An 18,182-nucleotide genomic window follows, 5' to 3' on the forward strand; every position below is an offset into this window, starting at 1 on the left:
GCCAACTGCGTGGTCAAGCACAGCCTGTTCACCAACCCGTTCACCCGCGGGCCGGTCAGCGAAGCGCAGTACATCGGCATTGGCGAGCTTGTCGGCCTTGGCCTTGTCGATGGTCTGCTCGGCCTGCTCGATCAGGCTGAGCACGTCGCCCATGCCGAGGATGCGCGAGGCGATACGGTCGGGGTGGAACGGCTCCAGCGCCTCACTCTTCTCGCCCATACCGATGAACTTGATCGGCTTGCCGGTGATGGCACGTACCGACAGCGCTGCACCGCCACGGGCATCACCGTCGACCTTGGTCAGCACCACGCCGGTCAGCGGCAGGGCATCGCCGAAGGCTTTGGCGGTGTTGGCGGCGTCCTGGCCGGTCATGGCGTCGACCACGAACAGCGTCTCGACCGGTTTGACCGAGGCGTGCAGGGCCTTGATCTCGTCCATCATGTCGGCATCGATGTGCAAACGGCCGGCGGTGTCGACGATCACCACGTCGATGAACTTGAGCTTGGCCTCGCGGATGGCGGCCTCGGCGATCGCCACCGGCTTCTGGCTGATGTCGGACGGGAAGAAGGTCACGCCGATGTCATTGGCCAGGGTTTCCAGCTGCTTGATCGCCGCCGGACGGTAGACGTCGGCCGAGACCACCATCACGCTCTTCTTCTTGCGTTCTTTAAGGAAGCGCGCCAGTTTGCCGGCAGTGGTGGTTTTACCGGCACCTTGCAGACCAGCCATCAACACCACGGCAGGCGGTGTGGCATTCAGCGAAAGGTCTTCGTTGGCCGCGCCCATCAGGCTTTCCAGCTCGGCCTGGACGATCTTCACGAACGCCTGGCCCGGCGTCAGGCTGCGCGACACCTCGGTGCCGACCGCACGCTCCTTGACGCTGTTGACGAAATCCTTGACTACCGGCAGGGCGACGTCGGCCTCGAGCAGGGCCATGCGCACTTCGCGCAGCGTGTCCTTGATGTTGTCTTCGGTCAGCTTGGCCTTGCCGGTAACATGGCGCAGCGTCTGTGACAGGCGGTCGGTCAGGTTTTCGAACATGGTGATCCTTTCAAGGCCCAGTGAAGCCGAGGTTTTTCAGGCGCCCCGGCGAACGGATAGGTTCGTCGAGCACAGCAAGCCGAGCATTATAACGGAGTGCGACGGCGGCGCACACCTTGGCGCCAGCCGGTCGACTGTCAGGGCCGGGCTTTTCGCAGTCTTCCTTGCCAGCCGCGTTCTATGCCACACTCACTCCCTTTAAGGGCTCGCCTGACTGGACCTATGCTCTCCTCACCCAGCCTCATCCCCAACCTGCTCGCGGTCGTCCTTTATATAGCCGCCACCGCCTACCAGGGCTCGCGCCTGGCGCAAGGCGTAAAAGCCGATAAACGGCTGCTCGGCCTGCTGGGCGTCATCGCCGTACTGGGTCATTCGGCTGCCTTGTTCTTCCAGTTGCTGACCCCGCTGGGCCTGAGCCTCGACTTCTTCAGCGCCGCCAGCCTGATCGCAGCGGCGGTCATTGCCCTGACCCTGCTCGCCTGCCTGAGCATTCCGGTGGAAAACCTGCTGGTACTGCTGTTCCCACTGGGTGCGGTGACGGCCCTGCTGTCCCAGTTCGCCCCCCCCGGTACGGTACCGCTGATCAACGAAGAACCGGGTATCCTGGCGCATATCCTGTTGTCGATCCTGGCCTACGGCGTATTCACCATCGCCGTGTTCCAGGCCTTGCTGCTGCTTTTGCAGGACCACCAGCTCAAGCACAAGCACCCCTCGGGCCTGATTCGCAATTTCCCACCGTTGCAAACCATGGAAAGCCTGCTGTTCGGCTTCCTCTGGGCCGGCTGGGTGCTGCTGTCGCTGTCGCTGTTGTCGGGCTGGCTGTTCCTCGACAACCTGTTCGCCCAGCACCTGGTGCACAAGACCTCCCTGGCCTGCCTGGCCTGGGTGGTATTCAGCGTGCTGCTGTGGGGGCGCACCCGCCTGGGTTGGCGAGGCCACAAGGCGATCCGCTGGACCCTCGCCGGTTTCTGCCTGCTGATGCTGGCCTATTTCGGCAGCAAGCTGGTCCGCGAATTCATCCTGCATATCTGACGGCCGACCATGGACACCCTGCCGTATACCCCACTGCTCGGCACCCTGGCACTGGCGCTGCTCTGGTCGATGCTGTTCAGCGCTGTCGATGCTGCCCGCCAGCAGCTCAATGGGCATACCAACGGCAACGGCCGCGAACCCGAGCAAACGGCCCTGCCCGCCCAGGCCCTGGTGCTCTGCGCCAGCCTCGGCAAGTGGCTGGTACTGGGGCTGGCCTGCCTGCTCGGCCAACGCCATAGCGGCGAACACGGCTTCTGGCTGGCCGGGCTGACGGTGGTCCTGACGCTGCTGGTGCTCACCGAATACCTGCCCCGTCGCCTGGCTCGACGCAATCCGCAGGCCTTGGTGAACCTCGGTGGCAGCCTTTTGAAGCTGCCACTGGTGGCCCTGCAACCCCTGGCCTACCTGCTCGACGGCCTTGCCAAGCTGCTCCTGCGGCCCTTTCGCGGGCAGCCCAACGCGGTGGCGCTGCACGCGCAGGAGGATGTCGACGAAGATGAAGACGCCCCCCCTGCACCCCAAGGCACTGGCCTGCTCCAAGGCCTCCAGGCGCTGGACAAGATCACCGTCAACGACATCCTGGTGCCCCGCAACGAAGTGGATGGCGTCAACCTGGACGAGCCGATCGAGCGCATTATCGAGCAACTGATCGTCAGCCGTCACACCCGCCTGCCGGTGTATCACAACGACATCAACCAGGTCGAAGCGGTCCTCAACACCAAGCTCATCAGCCACCTGCTGCCACGTGCCGAGCTGACCCTCGAGCAGCTCCAGGCGGCCTGCTACGAGCCGTACTTCGTGCCCGAAAGCACGCCCCTGCAACTGCAACTGCTGAACTTCCACAAGCAGCAGCGGCGCCTCGGCGTGGTGGTGGACGAGTATGGCGAGGTGCTGGGCATCGTCACCCTGGAGGACATCCTCGAGGAAATCGTCGGCGAGTTCGAGGACGAGCACAGCCTGGACAACCCGCACATCCACCCACAACCCAATGGCTGCTTCGTGATCGACGGCGCTGCCTCGCTGCGCGAGCTGAACCGTAGCCTGGGCTGGCACCTGCCCTGCGACGGCGGCCCCAAGACCCTCAACGGCCTGGTCACCGAAGCGCTGGAGAGCATCCCGGAAAGCGCGGTGTGCCTGAAGATCGGCCGTTACCGCATGGAAATCCTCGAAACCGAGGACAATTGCGCCAGCAAGGTGCTGGCCTGGTCCATAACCCGCTAGATATACTCGCCTCACGCTTACCCAGCCCCGCCGTCCCGCCCGCTTACCCGCACCCGGCGCCCCACGGCCAGTCCGTTCCACTGACACCCCTCGCGGCACTGCGTCACACCCCGACCAGCCTGCGCTCCCCGCCCCTACCCTCCTTGGGCTATCGTCAGTCGGACGACCAACAACAATATGCCTGCGGCCTGCGCGTTGATGCCTGTGCCCAGGGCAAACGACTGTCAGGGACCTACGCATGACGACCAGCAGTACCTATGCCGACGAAACACCCTCCACCCCCACCAACTCGCCTACTCGGGTAGCCACCGCAAGCTTCATCGGCACCGCCATCGAGTTCTACGATTTCTACGTCTATGCCACTGCCGCCGCCCTGGTGATCGGCCCGGTGTTCTTCCCCTCCGGTTCCGGCACCGCGCAGATGCTCGCGGCGTTCCTCACCTTCGGCATCGCCTTCCTCGCCCGGCCCCTGGGCTCGGCGCTGTTCGGCCATTTCGGCGACCGCATCGGGCGCAAGTCCACCCTGGTGGCCTCGCTGCTGCTGATGGGCGTCTCCACCACGCTGATCGGCGTACTGCCGGGCTACGACAGCATCGGTGTGTGGGCGCCGATCATCCTCTGCGTGCTGCGCTTCGGCCAGGGCCTGGGGTTGGGCGGCGAATGGGGTGGCGCGGCCTTGCTGGCCACCGAGAACGCCCCGCCAGGCAAGCGTGCCTGGTTCGGCATGTTCCCGCAGTTGGGCCCGTCGATTGGCTTCCTGGCCGCCAACGGCCTGTTCCTGACCCTGGCCCTGGTGCTCAGCGACGAGCAGTTCCGTGAGTGGGGCTGGCGCATCCCGTTCCTGCTCAGCGCCGCGCTGGTGCTGGTCGGCCTGTATGTACGTCTGAAGCTCGAGGAAAGCCCGGTGTTCGCCAAGGCCGTGGCACGCAAGGAACGCGTGAAGATGCCGGTAGTGGAGCTTTTCCGCCAATACTGGGTGCCGACCCTGCTGGGCGCAGGCGCCATGGTGGTGTGCTACGCGCTGTTCTATATCTCGACGGTATTTTCGCTGAGCTACGGGGTGTCGACCCTGGGCTACAGCCGTGAAAGCTTCCTCGGCATGCTGTGCTTCGCCGTGGTCTTCATGGCCCTGGCCACGCCGCTGTCGGCCTGGCTGAGCGACCGCTACGGGCGCAAGCCAGTGTTGATCGTCGGCGGCCTGCTGGCGGTGGCCTCGGGCTTCACCATGGAACCGCTGCTGACCTCGGGCTCGACCACTGGCGTGGCGCTGTTTTTGGCCATCGAGCTGTTCCTGATGGGCATCACCTTCGCACCGATGGGCGCACTGCTGCCTGAGCTGTTCCCGACCCACGTGCGCTACACCGGGGCCTCGGCGGCCTACAACCTGGGCGGTATCGTCGGCGCCTCGGCGGCACCGTTCTTTGCCCAGCAGTTGGTGAGCATGGGGGGGTTGAGCTGGGTGGGGGGCTATGTGTCGGCGGCGGCGGTGCTCAGCCTGATTGCCGTGCTGTGCCTGAAGGAAACCCGCGACACCTCGCTATAACGAACAGGGGGCCGCTTTGCGGCCCCTCGTCACATCAGAACTCTACCTTCACCGCCTGCGAAGCTCGGGTCGCCTTGGCCCGTGCGGCCTCGATCGACTCATCACGCGCCAGGCACACCCCCATGCGGCGCTGGCCGGCGATTTCCGGCTTGCCGAACAGGCGGATGGCAGTGTCCGGCTCGCTCAGGGCTGCGCCCAGGTTGGCGAAGGCGGTTTGCTGCGAGTTGCCCTGCGGCAGGATCACCGCCGAGGCCGACGGGCCGAACTGGCGCACCACCGGAATCGGCAGGCCGAGGATGGCGCGGGCGTGCAGGGCGAACTGCGACAGGTCCTGGGAGATCAGGGTCACCAGGCCCGTGTCGTGCGGGCGCGGCGAGACTTCGCTGAACCACACCTGGTCGCCCTTGACGAACAGCTCGACGCCGAACAGGCCACGGCCGCCCAGCGCATCGGTGACCGCCTGGGCCACACGCTGCGACTCGGCCAGGGCCTTCTCGCTCATGGCCTGGGGCTGCCACGACTCCTGGTAGTCGCCCTTCTCCTGGCGGTGACCAACCGGTTGCAGGAAAGTGGTGCCGCCCACATGGCGCACGGTCAGCAGGGTGATTTCGTATTCGAAGTCGATGAAGCCTTCGATGATCACCCGCCCCTTGCCGGCCCGGCCGCCTTCCTGGGCGTAGTCCCAGGCTTTCTGCAAGTCATCGACACCACGCAGCAGGCTCTGGCCCTTGCCCGACGAGCTCATCACCGGCTTCACAACGCAGGGGTAGCCCAGGTCGGCCACGGCCTTGGAGTAGTCTTCGAAGGTATCGGCGAAGTGGTACGGCGAGGTGGGCAGGTCCAGCTCTTCGGCAGCCAGGCGGCGAATGCCTTCGCGGTTCATGGTCAGCTGGGTGGCGCGGGCGGTGGGCACCACGTTGAAGCCTTCGTTCTCCAGCTCCACCAGGGTGGCGGTAGCAATGGCTTCGATTTCCGGCACGATGTAGTGTGGCTTCTCGGCCTCGATCACGGCGCGCAGCGCCACGCCGTCGAGCATGTTGATGACATGGCTGCGGTGCGCGACCTGCATGGCCGGGGCGTTGGCGTAGCGGTCCACGGCAATCACCTCGACACCCAGGCGCTGCAGCTCGATCACCACTTCCTTGCCCAGCTCGCCGCAGCCACACAGCAATACGCGGGTCGCGGTGGGCGACAATGGGGTTCCGATACGGGTCATTTCAGGTCCTCGAAGGCATCGTGGGCAGGCTGCCCGCTGAAAAAGGACCGTATTCTACATCAGGTTTCGAGCGCTCCGCAGACCTTCAGCCGATGACCAGCCCCGCCGCCAGTGCCCGCTCATGGCACAAGCTGAGCACCTGGCGCCGCTGCGGGTTGTCCATGCGCGACCACTGGGTGATTTCCTGCACAGTGCGCTGGCAGCCGATGCACACATCCTGTTCGTCCAGTGCGCATACGTTGACGCAAGGCGAGGCCACCGGGCGTTCCTGGTCACTCATCGTCGACCACCAGGTCGCGGGCATAGCGCTGGGCGTTGTGCACGTAATGCGCGGCACTGGCTTCGAGCATGCGCTTCTGCGCATCGGTCAGCTCGCGCACCACCTTGCCCGGCGAGCCCATCACCAGTGAGCCATCAGGAATTTCCTTGCCTTCGGCGATCAGCGCATTGGCGCCGATGATGCAGTGCTTGCCGATGCGCGCGCCGTTGAGGATCACCGCATTGATACCGATCAGGCTGTAGTCGCCCACCGTGCAGCCATGCAGCATGGCGTTGTGGCCGACGGTCACGCCCTTGCCGAGGGTCAGTGGCACGCCCATGTCGGTGTGCATCACCGTGCCGTCCTGCACGTTGCTGTCCTCGCCGATGTCGATCAGCTCGTTGTCGCCGCGCAGTACCGCGCCGAACCACACGCTGGCACGCGCCTGCAGGCGCACCTTGCCGATCAGCGTGGCGTTGGGCGCGGCCCAGCTGGTGGGGTGGGCTTCGACGCGCAGGTCGCCCAGGCGGTATTTCATGTGTCGCTCCTCACGGTTGAACGCAGGCGGCGGGGTCAGCCCCGCTCAGTTCTGGATGAAACGCTCGGGGGGCTGGTGCAGGCTGATGCCAGCGTCGTACAGCAGGTTGACCAGCTCGACGATCATGATCGCCGACAGCCCCCAGATCTTGTATTCGCCATAACGGTAGCTGGGCACGTACCAACTGCGGCCCTGGTAGTCGATACGGTGGGTGTGGTCGCGCGGGTCCTGGCGAAAGAACGACAACGGAACGGTGAACACCGCGGCGATCTCGGCATCGTTGGCGTGGTATTCGACGTAATCGGGAATCAGCCCGACGAATGGCGTCACCTTCAGGCCGTGCAGGGAAATCAGCGGGCTGAGCGGGCCAAGCACCTCGACCAGCCCGGGGGGCAGGCCGATTTCTTCCTCGGCCTCACGCAGCGCGGTGAACACCAGGTCCGGATCTTCCGGGTCGCGTCGTCCACCGGGGAAGGCCACTTCGCCACCATGGGTGGAAAGCCCCTTGGCCCGCAGCGTCAGCACCAGCTCCGGCTCTTCGCTACGGGTAATGGGCAGCAACACCGCGGCCTCCGGAAAACGGTGGTCCGTCTCCAGCAATGCGGGGGTGTGGTTGCTCATTCGGCGAAGAAGCTCGTCCAGCATTACGCACTCTCGATTCCAGGGGCTGATTCCAAGGGCTGGCGTGCATGATGCACCAAAGCCGCAAGGCACCCAAGCCCTGGGCGCTTGCGGGCAAGGCGTCGACCGCGCCAAGATAGCCGGGTCCATAAGGAAGAAAAGCATGAAATTCTGCAGCGCGTGCGGCCAACCGGTCATCCAGCGGGTTCCCGAGGGCGACAGCCGCCTACGATACGTTTGCGATCACTGCCAGACCATCCATTACCAGAACCCCAACATCGTCGCCGGGGTGCTGCCCACCTGGGGCACCCAGGTGCTGCTGTGCCGCCGCGCCATCGAGCCGCGCCGCGGCTTCTGGACCTTGCCGGCCGGCTTCATGGAGAACGGCGAAACGATGGAGCAAGCCGCTCGTCGCGAAACCGTCGAGGAAGCCTGTGCACGGCTGGGCCCACTGAGCCTGTACCAGCTGTTCGACATCCCGCACATCAACCATGTGCACGTGTTCTTTCGCGCCGAGCTTGCCGACCTGGATTTCGCCGTCGGCGTCGAAAGCCTGGAGGTGCGGTTGTTCGAGGAGCACGAGGTGCCTTGGGACGAGCTGGCTTTCCGCACCATCGCCCGCACACTAGAATGCTATTATCGCGACCGCATCGGGCAGCAGTACCCCGTAGGCCATGAATACCTGCCGCCGATGAACGTCTCGTCGTCCACCTCCTAGTTTTCAGGGATACGGTTTTCATGCGCTGGTTGCTCGCTCTTCTCTGCCTTGGCGTCACCTCGCTGTCTCAGGCGGCTTTCACCGAGACCATCATCCGCAACCCGCAACCGGGCAAGCCGGTGCAATCCACGCCCAACTCGACGACCACCCAGCCGCTGATCGACAAGGTGCTGGTGATCAAGTCCGAGCGCCGCCTGCAACTGATAAGCCGGGGCGAACCGCTGAAGACCTACCGCATCTCCCTGGGCAAGCAGCCCAAGGGGCACAAGGAACGCGAGGGCGACATGAAGACCCCCGAGGGCTTCTACTGGCTCGACTGGCGCAAGACCAGCGACCGCTACAACCTGTCCATGCACATCTCCTACCCGAACATCAGCGATGCCGCCACGGCGCGTCGCGAGGGCCGCAACCCCGGCAGCATGATCATGATCCACGGCACGCCGATCGACGAAGAGTACCCGGAGTGGTACTTCCACACCCTGGACTGGACCGAAGGCTGCATCGCCATGCGCAATGGCGATATGCGCGAGGTCTGGAGCATGGTCAAGGACGGCACGCTGATCGAGATCCGCCCGTAGCGTCCTACTTCCTGCACAATTTGCAGGAATTTCCCTACGCAATTCAGAAACTTACCTGACTTTAGTCAGAGCACGGGACCGCATCCAGGCAACGTCCCATCTTCCTAGAATCCACTCAGTCGAGTACCTCAACCGTACAAGCTTTGTGGATTTTTCCCATGCGGATACCGCCTTTTCCTGCCGTACGACCGAGCACGGTCGGCTTGATCGCCGCCCTGTTGTCGCCCTGCACGGCCCTCGCCAATGACCCCGGCAGCACCCAACTGCGCGACCAGCAACGCGAGCTGCGCCAACTCGAGCAGCAGCAGCGCCTGGAACGCTGGCAGCGCCCCGCGCAACCTGATGCCAGTGAGCCGACCAGGCAGCCCTCGCCCAGTGCTGACGCCTGCTGGCCCATCCCCGGCGTGCGCCTTGCCGGCAACCGGTTACTGCCCACCCCAGCACTCGAACAGGCGCTGAAACCTCTGCTACGGCCCTGCATGAACGCTGCCGCCATCAACGCGTTGCTCAAGGCCATTACCGAACGCTACGTGCTGGCCGGTTACCCGCTGAGCCGCCCACTGCTGGCACGAACGCGCCAGGCAGGCGAGCCGCTGTTCATCTTCATTGCCGAGGGCTTCGTCGAGTCCATCGAACTGCACGACGACCTGCCGCTTTCGCTGCGCGGTGCCTTTCCCAGCCTGCTCGGCCAGCCGCTGTACCTGCCTGACCTCGAACAGGGCCTGGACCAGCTCAACCGCCTGCGTGCTTTCGACCTGGGTGTCAAGCTGCTGCCCGGCGAGGCGCCAGGTGGCACGCAGGTGGTGCTTGCTTCGCAGCGCCCGGCGACAGCACGCTGGCATTTGGACAGCCGCCTGGACAACCGTGGCAGCGACCTCACCGGCCGTCACCGCCTGACACTCGGCCTGGGCCTCGACAGCCCTCTGGGCCTGAACGACGAGCTGCGTCTGTCGCGGGTCTTCCCCGTACTCGACGCCCCAGGCCGAATGTTCGGCAGCAACCTCTACTACAGCCTGCCCTACGGCCTCTGGACCTTCGCCCTGAATGCCAGCCAGCTCGCCTACCGCGCCCCCCTGCCCGGTGGCCGCCAGAGCAGCAGCGGCAGCAGCCAGCTGGCAGGCGTGAGCATCGAGCGCCTGCTCTGGCGCAACGCGCAAGGCCTCGTCAGCAGCAGCCTGCGCCTGGACCACAAACGCCTGGTCAATCGCCTGGGCAGCGTGTACCTGGGCCAACAGAGCCCGACCCTCACCACGCTCGAAGCCGGGCTGAACCTGCTATGGCTCGGCGACGGCGTGTGGATGGGCTACCTCGGCCTGTCGCACGGCCTTGGCTGGTTCGGTGCCGACCGCTCGCCCCTCGGTCGAATGGCCCCGGAGCCGGCCTTTCGCAAGTACCGCGCCAGCCTGATGCACCTGCGCAGCGGCCCACCACAGCAGCCCTGGCGCTGGGCGAGCGAGCTGAGCCTGCAATACAGCCCCGACCTGCTGCCGGCCGTCGAGCAGATGCCATTGACCGACGACCAGGCCGTGCGCGGCTTTCGCCAGCACGTAGTCAGCGGCGCCAGCGGTGCCGTCTGGCGTAACACCTTGAGCTATCCCCTGGCCCTGCTCAGCGCAGCAGAGGTCCGCCCGCACCTGGGCCTGGACCTTGGCTGGGGACGCTACAGCGAACTGCGCGCGCCCGGCCATCGCACGACACAACGCCTGGCCGGTGCCGCGCTGGGCGTGGAAATCAGCCGCCCCGATACCCGCCTGCGCCTGGACTACCAGCGCCCCTTGCACCTCAGCGGCCAGCCGCGCAGTGCCCTGGAGCGCGGTTTCTGGGTGCTGGATTGGACCCTGACCCTGTGATTCACCCAACAAAAGAGAGAACAACGTGAATTCCAACCCAACAACACGTCCCGACCCACTGCGCTGGGCCGTCTTCCTCGGCGCCTTGGGCGCCTCCCCCCAACTGCTTGCCACAAGTGGCATTCAACCCAGCCTCGGCCCCGGCGGCACACCGCTGATAGACCAGGTCAACGGCGTCGCGGTGGTCGGCATCGTCGCGCCCAACGCCACCGGGCTCTCGCACAACCAGTACGTCGACTACAACGTTGGCCAGGCCGGTGCGGTGCTGAACAACTCGCTGCACGCTGGCGAGTCGGCACTGGCCGGCCACCTTGCCGCCAACCCCCAGTTCCAGGGCCACGCCGCCTCGACCATCCTCAACGAAGTGATCAGCCGCAATGCCTCGCTGATCGAAGGCCCCCAGGAAATCTTCGGCCGCCCCGCCGACTACATCCTCGCCAACCCCAACGGCATCACCCTCAACGGCGGCAGTTTCATCAACACCACACGGGCCGGCTTCGTCGTCGGTATACCAAAGATCCAGGAGCAGCAATTGCGTTTTCTCGACACCCTCAATGCCGACGGCACCCTCACCGTGCAGGGCTTTGGCCAGAGCAACTCATCCGGAGCGCTGGAGCTGATCGCCCCGCGCATCGACAACCAAGGCCCGCTGCGCGCCAAGGACGACCTGAACATCACGGTCGGGCACAACCTGCTCGACGCCGCCAGCGCAGAAGTCCTGCAACACCTGCCAGGCACGCCGGCGACCATCGATGCCAAGCTGTTCGGCGCCATGCATGCCGGGCGTATACGCATCATCAGCACCGGCGAAGGGGCCGGTGTGCGCGTGGGTGCGGTCGACGTCCGCGCACGGGAGGATATTGCCATCAGCTCGGCGGGTGACTTGCAGATCAGTGGCGATGGCCAGAAGGTCGCCGACTTGCAAAGTGCCCAGGGCGACCTGCTCCTTACCGCCGCCGATGACCTGCAGCTAAGTGCTGCCCAGGGCAAAGGCAGCAAGGTCGAGCTCAAGGCAGGCAAGAAGCTGACCCTGGACGCCGAGGAACGGGAAAACATCGAGCGCGACCAGGAAAGCTGGAACAAGAAGTGGCTGTTCGTCACCACCGAAACCTACGAGCGCCAGCGCAGCACCACCGACCGCACCCTGGAGGGCACCCGCCTGCACGCCGATGAGCGGCTTACACTGCAATCGGGCGACGACATGAAGCTGGTGGCCAGCCAGCTCCAGGCAGGCGGCGAACTGAACCTCGACAGCGCCCAGCGCCTGGATATAGAAGCAGGCGTCGAAAGCCGACGTACCGAGGAACAGGTGCGCCACCGCAAGCACCTGTGGCGCGGCACCAGCGACACCGAGCACTACCAGGAAACCGCCAAGCCCAGCGCGCTCAGCGGCGCCACCCTGGTGGCCAAGGCCGGAGACACCCTCAAGGTGCAGGGCAGCCAGGTCACTGCGCAAGGCGACATGAGCCTGACCGGCAAACAGGTCGATATCGGCACCACGACCCAACAGCAAACCCGCAACGACAACAACTACAGCGGCGACCTGGTCTCAGGTGCGTTCTTCGGTGAGAACAGCGATGTCGACCTGCAAGGTCAAAGCAGGCTCGGCAGTGCCGTGAACGCCGGTGGCAAGCTCGAGGTGTTCGCCGAGCAGGTCGCGGTCAAGGGCAGCCAGGTCATGGCCAAGGACGACGCTGTGCTCTACAGCGACAAGGGTGCCCTGGCGATCGAGGCCGACCACAACCAGTCCACCGCGACCGAGCGCGAGCGCAACAGCAAGCTGTTCGGCCTGTTCGCCAACGAACACCAGCAAACCACCGACCAGCAGCAAGTGTTGGCCAGCGATATCGTCTCCAGCAGCAACCTGCGCCTGGCCAGCGCCGAGGAACTGCGCATCCAGGGTGCCAAGGTCGAGGCCGGCAAGCAGCTACAGGTCGACGCCAAGGGCGACCTGCGCGTCGACAGCGCCCAGGTACGCAACGACAGCGACACCACCACCCACCAACGGGGCTTGAGCGCTAGTGCCAAGCAAACCCAGGAGGCCCAGGACGGCAAGCCGGAGTCCAGGCAGTACAGCGTCAGCCTCGGCTACGACGTCACCAATACCCAGAAGAAAGTCAGCGAAACCACCCAGGTCGCCAGCGTGCTCAAGGGTGCCTCGGTCGACTTGAACAGCGGCGCCCATCTGCAGGTCAATGGCTCGCACGTCGAAGCCGTTTCCGGTGACCTCGACATCAAGGCACCACAGATCACCTTGGGGGCCACTCGCAACGAACAGCAGATCCGCAGCGAAACGCGCCAGAGCGGTGGCGGCCTGGCGCTGACCGGCGGCATCGACAGACTTGGCAGCGCCTTCGAAGGCCACGACCGCCTGGAGCAGGTGACCGAACGCGACAGCAAGGTACAAGGCAGCACCCTGAAAGCCAGCGGCGACCTGAACATCGACACCCACACGCTGGTGACCGAGGCTGCCAAGGTCAAGGCCGGCGAGCGTTTGCAGGTCAATACTGAAACCCTCGAGAATCGCGCCGTGCAAGATATCCACGAGCGCCAGCAACTGAACCGCGACTGGCAGGCCAGCCTCGGCGCCAGCGTGGAATACCGCGACCTGACCCGCCCCATCGAACGCCTGGTGCTCGGCGAAGAGGCTGCGCGCTTCCAGCAGGCCTCGCCCGAGGACGCCATGGCGCCACCGAGCGTCGGTGGCGAAATGACCATCGACCACCTCAAGCGCCTGGAAAACCAGCGTCGAGGGTTCGCCCAGGTCAGCGAGCTGTCTGGCGGCTCGGTTCAGGTGAGGGCTGATCGCATCCAGGATGAAGGCACGGCGTGGCGTGCTGAAACCGGCACCCTGCGCATCGATGCCAACCAACACCAGATGAACGCTGCGCGAAACCAACGACACGAACAGGTGCAGCGCCTGAGCTTCGGCGGCGATGCGCGGGTCGATACCAGCACCGGCAGCGATGTGAACGCACGCCTGGCGGGCAAGGGCGGTTCGCTCGAGCGCCAGGACACCGGCGACACCGCGCGGGTCGGCAGCCTCTATGGCCAGCAGGGTATCCAGGTACAACTGGGCAGCGACGGCGCTTATGAAGGCACGCGCATCGATGCAGGCGACGGCGATGTCTCGATGCACAGCGCTGGCAAGCTGACCCTGGCACAGGCCTCCGACCACACCACCGGCCAGTCGCGGCAACTGGATGGCAACGCCTGGGCCAAGGGCGGCAACCGCCCTACTGGTACCGGCCTCGACACCCGCGGCTACCTTGACCACGAACAGCGCCGGGCCAGCACCAGCACTGCCCAGGCAGCCCAGGTCGATGCCAAAGGCAGCGTCACGCTAGGCGCGGCTCGCGACCTGCTGCTCGAAGGCACCCGTATTGGCAGCCGCGAAGCGCCAGTGGCCGGTGTGCAACTCGACAGCGGCGGGCTGCTTCAGGTCAAGGCTGCCCGTGACACCGCCGAGGCAAGCGGCGGCAGGCTCGGCGGCGGCCTGGAGCTGGGTGTCCGGCAAGGCACCGGCCAGGGCGGCGCCCTGGGTGGGCACTTCACCCATGGCAAGCAACAGGAGCGCGACAGCAATGCCACCGGCGCCAGCATTGCCAGCAGCGGCACGCTGCAAATGAACAGCAGCGGCCGCGAGGACGTCGCCTTGCACCTGGAGGGGTTGCAGGCGTCGGCCCAGCGCATCGAACTCAACGCCAGCCATGGCGGCATGCGTATCGAGGCAGCCGACAACCAGGCATACCGCGACAACCTCGACATCAGCGCTGGCGCAGGCTTCAACCTCACCGCAGGCGAAACCTCGGACGCAGGCACCCGTGGTCTGCACGGTCGGCTACAGGTCGGCCTGGACAAACGCAACGACCAGACCTGGAACGCCAGCACCTTGCGCGCCGACCACATCGACCTGCAAAGCCGTGGCGATACCCGTATAGAGGGCGCCAGCCTGGAGGCCGGGCACATCACCGGCAACGTCGGTGGCGACCTGCTGCTGGCCAGCCGCAAGGACCGCATCGATCATCTGAGCGTCAACGCTGATGGTCGCCTGAGCCAGGAGAAGAGCCCACAAGGCTACGCCAATGCGGTCAACGCTCTCGCCGGGCCCGCCAAGGGTGAGCTGAGCGACAAGGTCAGTGCAACGGCCAGCAAGGCCGAGCCCGGCCTTTCGCCCACGTTCAAGCTCGAGCTGTCGCATCAGCAACGCGACACCGTGGCCCACCAAACTACCCTCAAGGGCAGCGACGGGGTCGAGCTGAACGTGGGGGGCGAGGCACGACTGGTCGGCGCACGGGTGCAATCGGTCGCAGGTAACGTGGACCTGCGCGCCAGCAGCGTCAGCCGGGAGACCCTCAGCGGCAGCGACTACCGCCGCGACGTCTCGGTGGATGCCTCCAACTCGCCCGTAGACCTCGGCACCGCCATCGCCGACATCGCCAAGGGCAAGGGCAGTGCAGGTGGGGAGAATGCTCTGGACCTCGGGCTGCTGCGCACCAGCGGGCACAACCGCACCGAGCAGTGGACCTCGAACGTGCAGGCCAAACACGAACGATAAGTGGGTAGGTGCAGGCCGGCCCTGCACCTCACTCAAACCCTGTTAACCTTTTTGTCAGATAACCGTCATACCCAGGTTTTAAAGTCGCCGTTCGCTCACACTCAGCCAACACAAGGACACCCTGATGAGTCGAGAGACCGGCGACAAACTGGACCGCAACCCAAGCGGCAACCTGCCAATGGCCAGCGTCATGGATGCCTACCTGAGCCGACGCAGCGTGCTGCGAGGCAGCCTGGGCGCGGCGATCGCGATGATTGCCAGCACTGGCCTCGCAGGCTGTTTCGACAGTGCCTCGCAGGCCACCCCGCCCCAACCTACCCAGCCGCCACTGCCCAAGTTGGGCTTCACGTCCATTGCCGGTTCCCGTACCGACGGCTGCGCCATTGCAGCCGGCTACAGCGCCTACGTTCTGGCGCCCTGGGGCACGCCGCTGAACGACCACGCCCGGCCGTGGCAGGCCGACGGCAGCAACACCGCCGTCGACCAGGCCAACGCCATGGGCCAGAACCATGACGGCATGCATTTCTTCCCGATCAATGGCAGCGCCGACGATGGCCTGCTGGCGATCAACTTCGAATACATCGAGCCTGCCGCCCTGCACCCGAACGGCCCGACCCAGGTCGATGGCAAGCGCCCGGCCGAAGAGGTGCGCAAGGAAATCAACGCCCACGGTGCGGGCGTGGTGCGCCTGAGCAAGGTCAACGGGCGTTGGCAGGTGATGCACAACGACCCGCTCAACCGCCGCTTCACCAGCGCCTCGCTGATGGACATCGCCGGCCCCTTGCGCGGCTCCGAGCACGTCAAGACGCGCTTCTCGCCCACCGGCACCCAGACCCGCGGCACCAACAACAACTGCGGCAACGGTTACACCCCGTGGGGCACCTACCTGACCTGCGAGGAAAACTGGCCGCTGGTGTTCATCAACAAGGCCAAGCGCCCGGCCGACCAGGAACGTATCGGCGTGAGCACCGGTACCACCTTGTTCCGCTGGGAAACCGCCGCAGGCGATGCCAGCGAAGTGAACGATGAGTTCGCCCGCTTCGACGTCACCCCGCGCGGCGCCAGCGCCCTGGACGACTACCGCAACGAGGCCAGCACCTTTGGCTACATCGTCGAGATCGACCCTTACGATGCGTCCACTCGGGCAGTGAAGCGCACCGCCCTGGGACGTTTCCGTCACGAAGGCTGCTGCCCAGGGCTGGCAGTACCGGGTAAGCCGCTGGTGTGGTACAGCGGCGACGACTCCAACAACGAATACCTCTACAAGTTCGTCTCCGACGCGCCATGGGACCCTGCCGACGCCAACCCAGCCGACCGCCTGGCCACCGGCGCCAAGTACCTGGACCACGGCAAACTCTACGTGGCCCGCTTCGACAGTGACGGCAGCGGCGTGTGGCTGCTGCTCGACAGCGCCAGCGCCACCACCGATGGCCGCACCCTGGGTGCGTTGTACGGCGACCTGCCGGGTATCATCATCAACACCCGTGGCGCCGCCGACGCCCTCGGCGCCACCCCCATGGACCGCCCGGAATGGACCGCCGTGAACCCGCTGAACGGCGATGCCTACCTGACCCTGACCAACAACACCATCCGCACCCCGGAGCAGGTGAACGCCGCCAACCCCCACGGCCCGAACCGCCATGGCCATATCATCCGCTGGCATGACAGCGACGATCACCAGCGCTTCACCTGGGACATCTTCGTGTTCGGCGCCAATGCCGACGGCGCGCCGGACATCAACCGCTCGGGGCTGACCGAACTGAACCAGTTCGCCAGCCCAGATGGCATGCTGTTCGATAGCCGTGGCGTGCTGTGGTTCGAAACCGACAACAGCGAAGCGAGCGTGGCCCGCCATACCAACGACCAGTTGCTGGCAGTGATTCCCACGGCCTTGACGGATGCCAACGGCAAGCAGGTGCCGATCGATGCGCACAACCAGGCCGACCTGCGGCGCTTCTTCGTCGGCCCCAATGGCTGCGAGGTGACCGGCATCGCTTTCACCCCTGACAACAAGACCTTGTTCATCAACATCCAGCACCCAGGTAACTGGCCCTATACCGACCTTGCCACCGACGCTACGCCGACCGGTACCAAGGTCCGTCCGCGGGCCTCTACCGTGGTGATCCAACGCCTCGATGGAGGGGAAATCGGCACGGCTTGACGGTCGCTGTGAACGCTGGCGCAGGGTTCGAGCAGCAGACCAGTGGTATTGACCTGGTATCTAAGTGGTATTAGTTTTTCACCACGACGATATCGGAACTCTACCTCCATGCAGCCATTGACCACCCTGCGCCCGGACGAAAACGCATCCACTCCGCTGTACCTGCAACTGGCCCGCAACCTCGAACAGGCCATTCATGCTGGGCAGTGGAGCGCCGAGCAGGCGCTGCCTTCGGAGCGCACCTTGAGCGAGGCCCTGGACATTTCCCGCGTCACTGCGCGCAAAGCCTTGGAAGTGCTCCTCGAGCAAGGCCTGATCCGCCGAGTCCAGGGCTCCGGCACCTTCATCACCCCACGCCTGGAGCAACCGCTGTCGCGCCTTTCCAGCTTCAGCGAAATGCTCCGCATGAAAGGCTTCACGCCCAGCTCGCACTGGCTCGACCGCCGCATTGGCGCGCCGAGCGCCGAAGAACTGGTACGCCTGGCGCTGTCGCCCAACGACCAGGTGGCGCGCCTCAAGCGCCTGCGCAAGGCCGATGACATCGTCATGGCGGTGGAATGCAGCACCCTGCCCGCCCGCCTGCTCGGCGACCCACAAGCCGTGGGCGACTCGCTCTACCAGCACCTGGACCAGCTCGGCAAACCGGTGGTGCGGGCGCTCCAGCACATCCGCGCAATCAATGCCGATGCCGAACTGGCCGCCCAGGTCGGCATCGAACCCGGCACCGCCATGCTGCTGATGACCCGTATCGGCTACCTCGACGACAACACCCCCATCGAAGTGACCGACACCTACTGCCGCAACGACTACTACGACTTCGTCGCCGAACTGCGGCGCTGAACCGGA

At 65.3% G+C, this 18,182-nt stretch carries 14 protein-coding genes; 9 read left to right on the forward strand and 5 right to left on the reverse strand.

Annotation, left to right across the window (positions count from 1 at the left end; translation table 11 throughout):
- A partial coding sequence (locus tag ACQKPE_RS12305; RefSeq protein WP_427666139.1) for a signal recognition particle protein occupies positions 1 to 1,041 on the reverse strand: 1,041 nt, incomplete at its 3' end.
- Positions 1,042 to 1,263: 222 nt separating this feature from the next.
- Between ACQKPE_RS12305 and ACQKPE_RS12310 the strand changes: the two genes are divergently transcribed.
- The 3 genes from ACQKPE_RS12310 (at position 1,264) to ACQKPE_RS12320 (ending at position 4,837) form a co-directional block, all read left to right on the forward strand.
- Positions 1,264 to 2,073 (forward strand): cytochrome C assembly family protein, encoded by an 810-nt coding sequence (locus ACQKPE_RS12310; protein ID WP_427666141.1) that lies wholly within the window; start codon positions 1,264 to 1,266, stop codon positions 2,071 to 2,073.
- 9 nt (positions 2,074 to 2,082) lie between these two features.
- Entirely contained in the window at positions 2,083 to 3,294 is a 1,212-nt protein-coding gene (locus tag ACQKPE_RS12315; RefSeq protein ID WP_427666143.1) for a transporter associated domain-containing protein, read from the forward strand.
- A gap of 238 nt (positions 3,295 to 3,532) precedes the next feature.
- Positions 3,533 to 4,837: an MFS transporter gene (locus tag ACQKPE_RS12320; protein WP_427666145.1), complete on the forward strand. Its 1,305-nt coding sequence runs from the start codon at positions 3,533 to 3,535 to the stop codon at positions 4,835 to 4,837.
- A gap of 34 nt (positions 4,838 to 4,871) precedes the next feature.
- Here ACQKPE_RS12320 and purT read toward each other — a convergent pair whose 3' ends face one another.
- The 4 genes from purT to ACQKPE_RS12340 form a co-directional block, all read right to left on the reverse strand.
- Positions 4,872 to 6,053, reverse strand: a complete 1,182-nt coding sequence (purT, locus tag ACQKPE_RS12325; RefSeq protein ID WP_427666146.1) for a formate-dependent phosphoribosylglycinamide formyltransferase — start codon at positions 6,051 to 6,053, stop codon at positions 4,872 to 4,874.
- Between the two features lie 85 nt (positions 6,054 to 6,138).
- Entirely contained in the window at positions 6,139 to 6,333 is a 195-nt protein-coding gene (locus tag ACQKPE_RS12330; protein ID WP_427666148.1) for a DUF1289 domain-containing protein, read from the reverse strand.
- Complete coding sequence (locus ACQKPE_RS12335; RefSeq protein WP_427666150.1) at positions 6,326 to 6,850, reverse strand: gamma carbonic anhydrase family protein; 525 nt, start codon at positions 6,848 to 6,850, stop codon at positions 6,326 to 6,328. Before ACQKPE_RS12335 ends, ACQKPE_RS12330 begins: the two co-directional genes overlap by 8 nt.
- Before the next feature lie 45 nt (positions 6,851 to 6,895).
- On the reverse strand, positions 6,896 to 7,495 hold the full coding sequence (locus ACQKPE_RS12340) for a CoA pyrophosphatase (RefSeq protein ID WP_427666152.1): 600 nt from the start codon (positions 7,493 to 7,495) through the stop codon (positions 6,896 to 6,898).
- Positions 7,496 to 7,634: 139 nt separating this feature from the next.
- On the opposite strand from ACQKPE_RS12340, the gene ACQKPE_RS12345 reads away from it, so the two are divergent.
- The 6 genes from ACQKPE_RS12345 (at position 7,635) to ACQKPE_RS12370 (ending at position 18,176) form a co-directional block, all read left to right on the forward strand.
- Positions 7,635 to 8,189 (forward strand): NUDIX hydrolase, encoded by a 555-nt coding sequence (locus tag ACQKPE_RS12345; RefSeq protein ID WP_427666154.1) that lies wholly within the window; start codon positions 7,635 to 7,637, stop codon positions 8,187 to 8,189.
- Positions 8,190 to 8,209: 20 nt separating this feature from the next.
- Positions 8,210 to 8,767, forward strand: coding sequence for a L,D-transpeptidase family protein (locus tag ACQKPE_RS12350; RefSeq protein ID WP_427666156.1), 558 nt, complete (start codon positions 8,210 to 8,212; stop codon positions 8,765 to 8,767).
- A 158-nt stretch (positions 8,768 to 8,925) separates the two neighbouring features.
- Positions 8,926 to 10,617, forward strand: coding sequence for a ShlB/FhaC/HecB family hemolysin secretion/activation protein (locus tag ACQKPE_RS12355; RefSeq protein ID WP_427666158.1), 1,692 nt, complete (start codon positions 8,926 to 8,928; stop codon positions 10,615 to 10,617).
- Positions 10,618 to 10,642: 25 nt separating this feature from the next.
- A complete protein-coding gene (locus ACQKPE_RS12360) occupies positions 10,643 to 15,175 on the forward strand; it encodes a hemagglutinin repeat-containing protein (protein ID WP_427666160.1) in 4,533 nt (1,510 codons plus the stop codon).
- 124 nt (positions 15,176 to 15,299) lie between these two features.
- Positions 15,300 to 17,336, forward strand: a complete 2,037-nt coding sequence (locus ACQKPE_RS12365; RefSeq protein WP_427666162.1) for a PhoX family protein — start codon at positions 15,300 to 15,302, stop codon at positions 17,334 to 17,336.
- A 108-nt stretch (positions 17,337 to 17,444) separates the two neighbouring features.
- Positions 17,445 to 18,176: a GntR family transcriptional regulator gene (locus tag ACQKPE_RS12370; protein WP_427666164.1), complete on the forward strand. Its 732-nt coding sequence runs from the start codon at positions 17,445 to 17,447 to the stop codon at positions 18,174 to 18,176.
- The last annotated feature ends 6 nt before the right edge of the window (positions 18,177 to 18,182 follow it).

This window comes from Pseudomonas sp. NPDC089554, from assembly GCF_050280645.1.
Taxonomy (GTDB): domain Bacteria; phylum Pseudomonadota; class Gammaproteobacteria; order Pseudomonadales; family Pseudomonadaceae; genus Aquipseudomonas.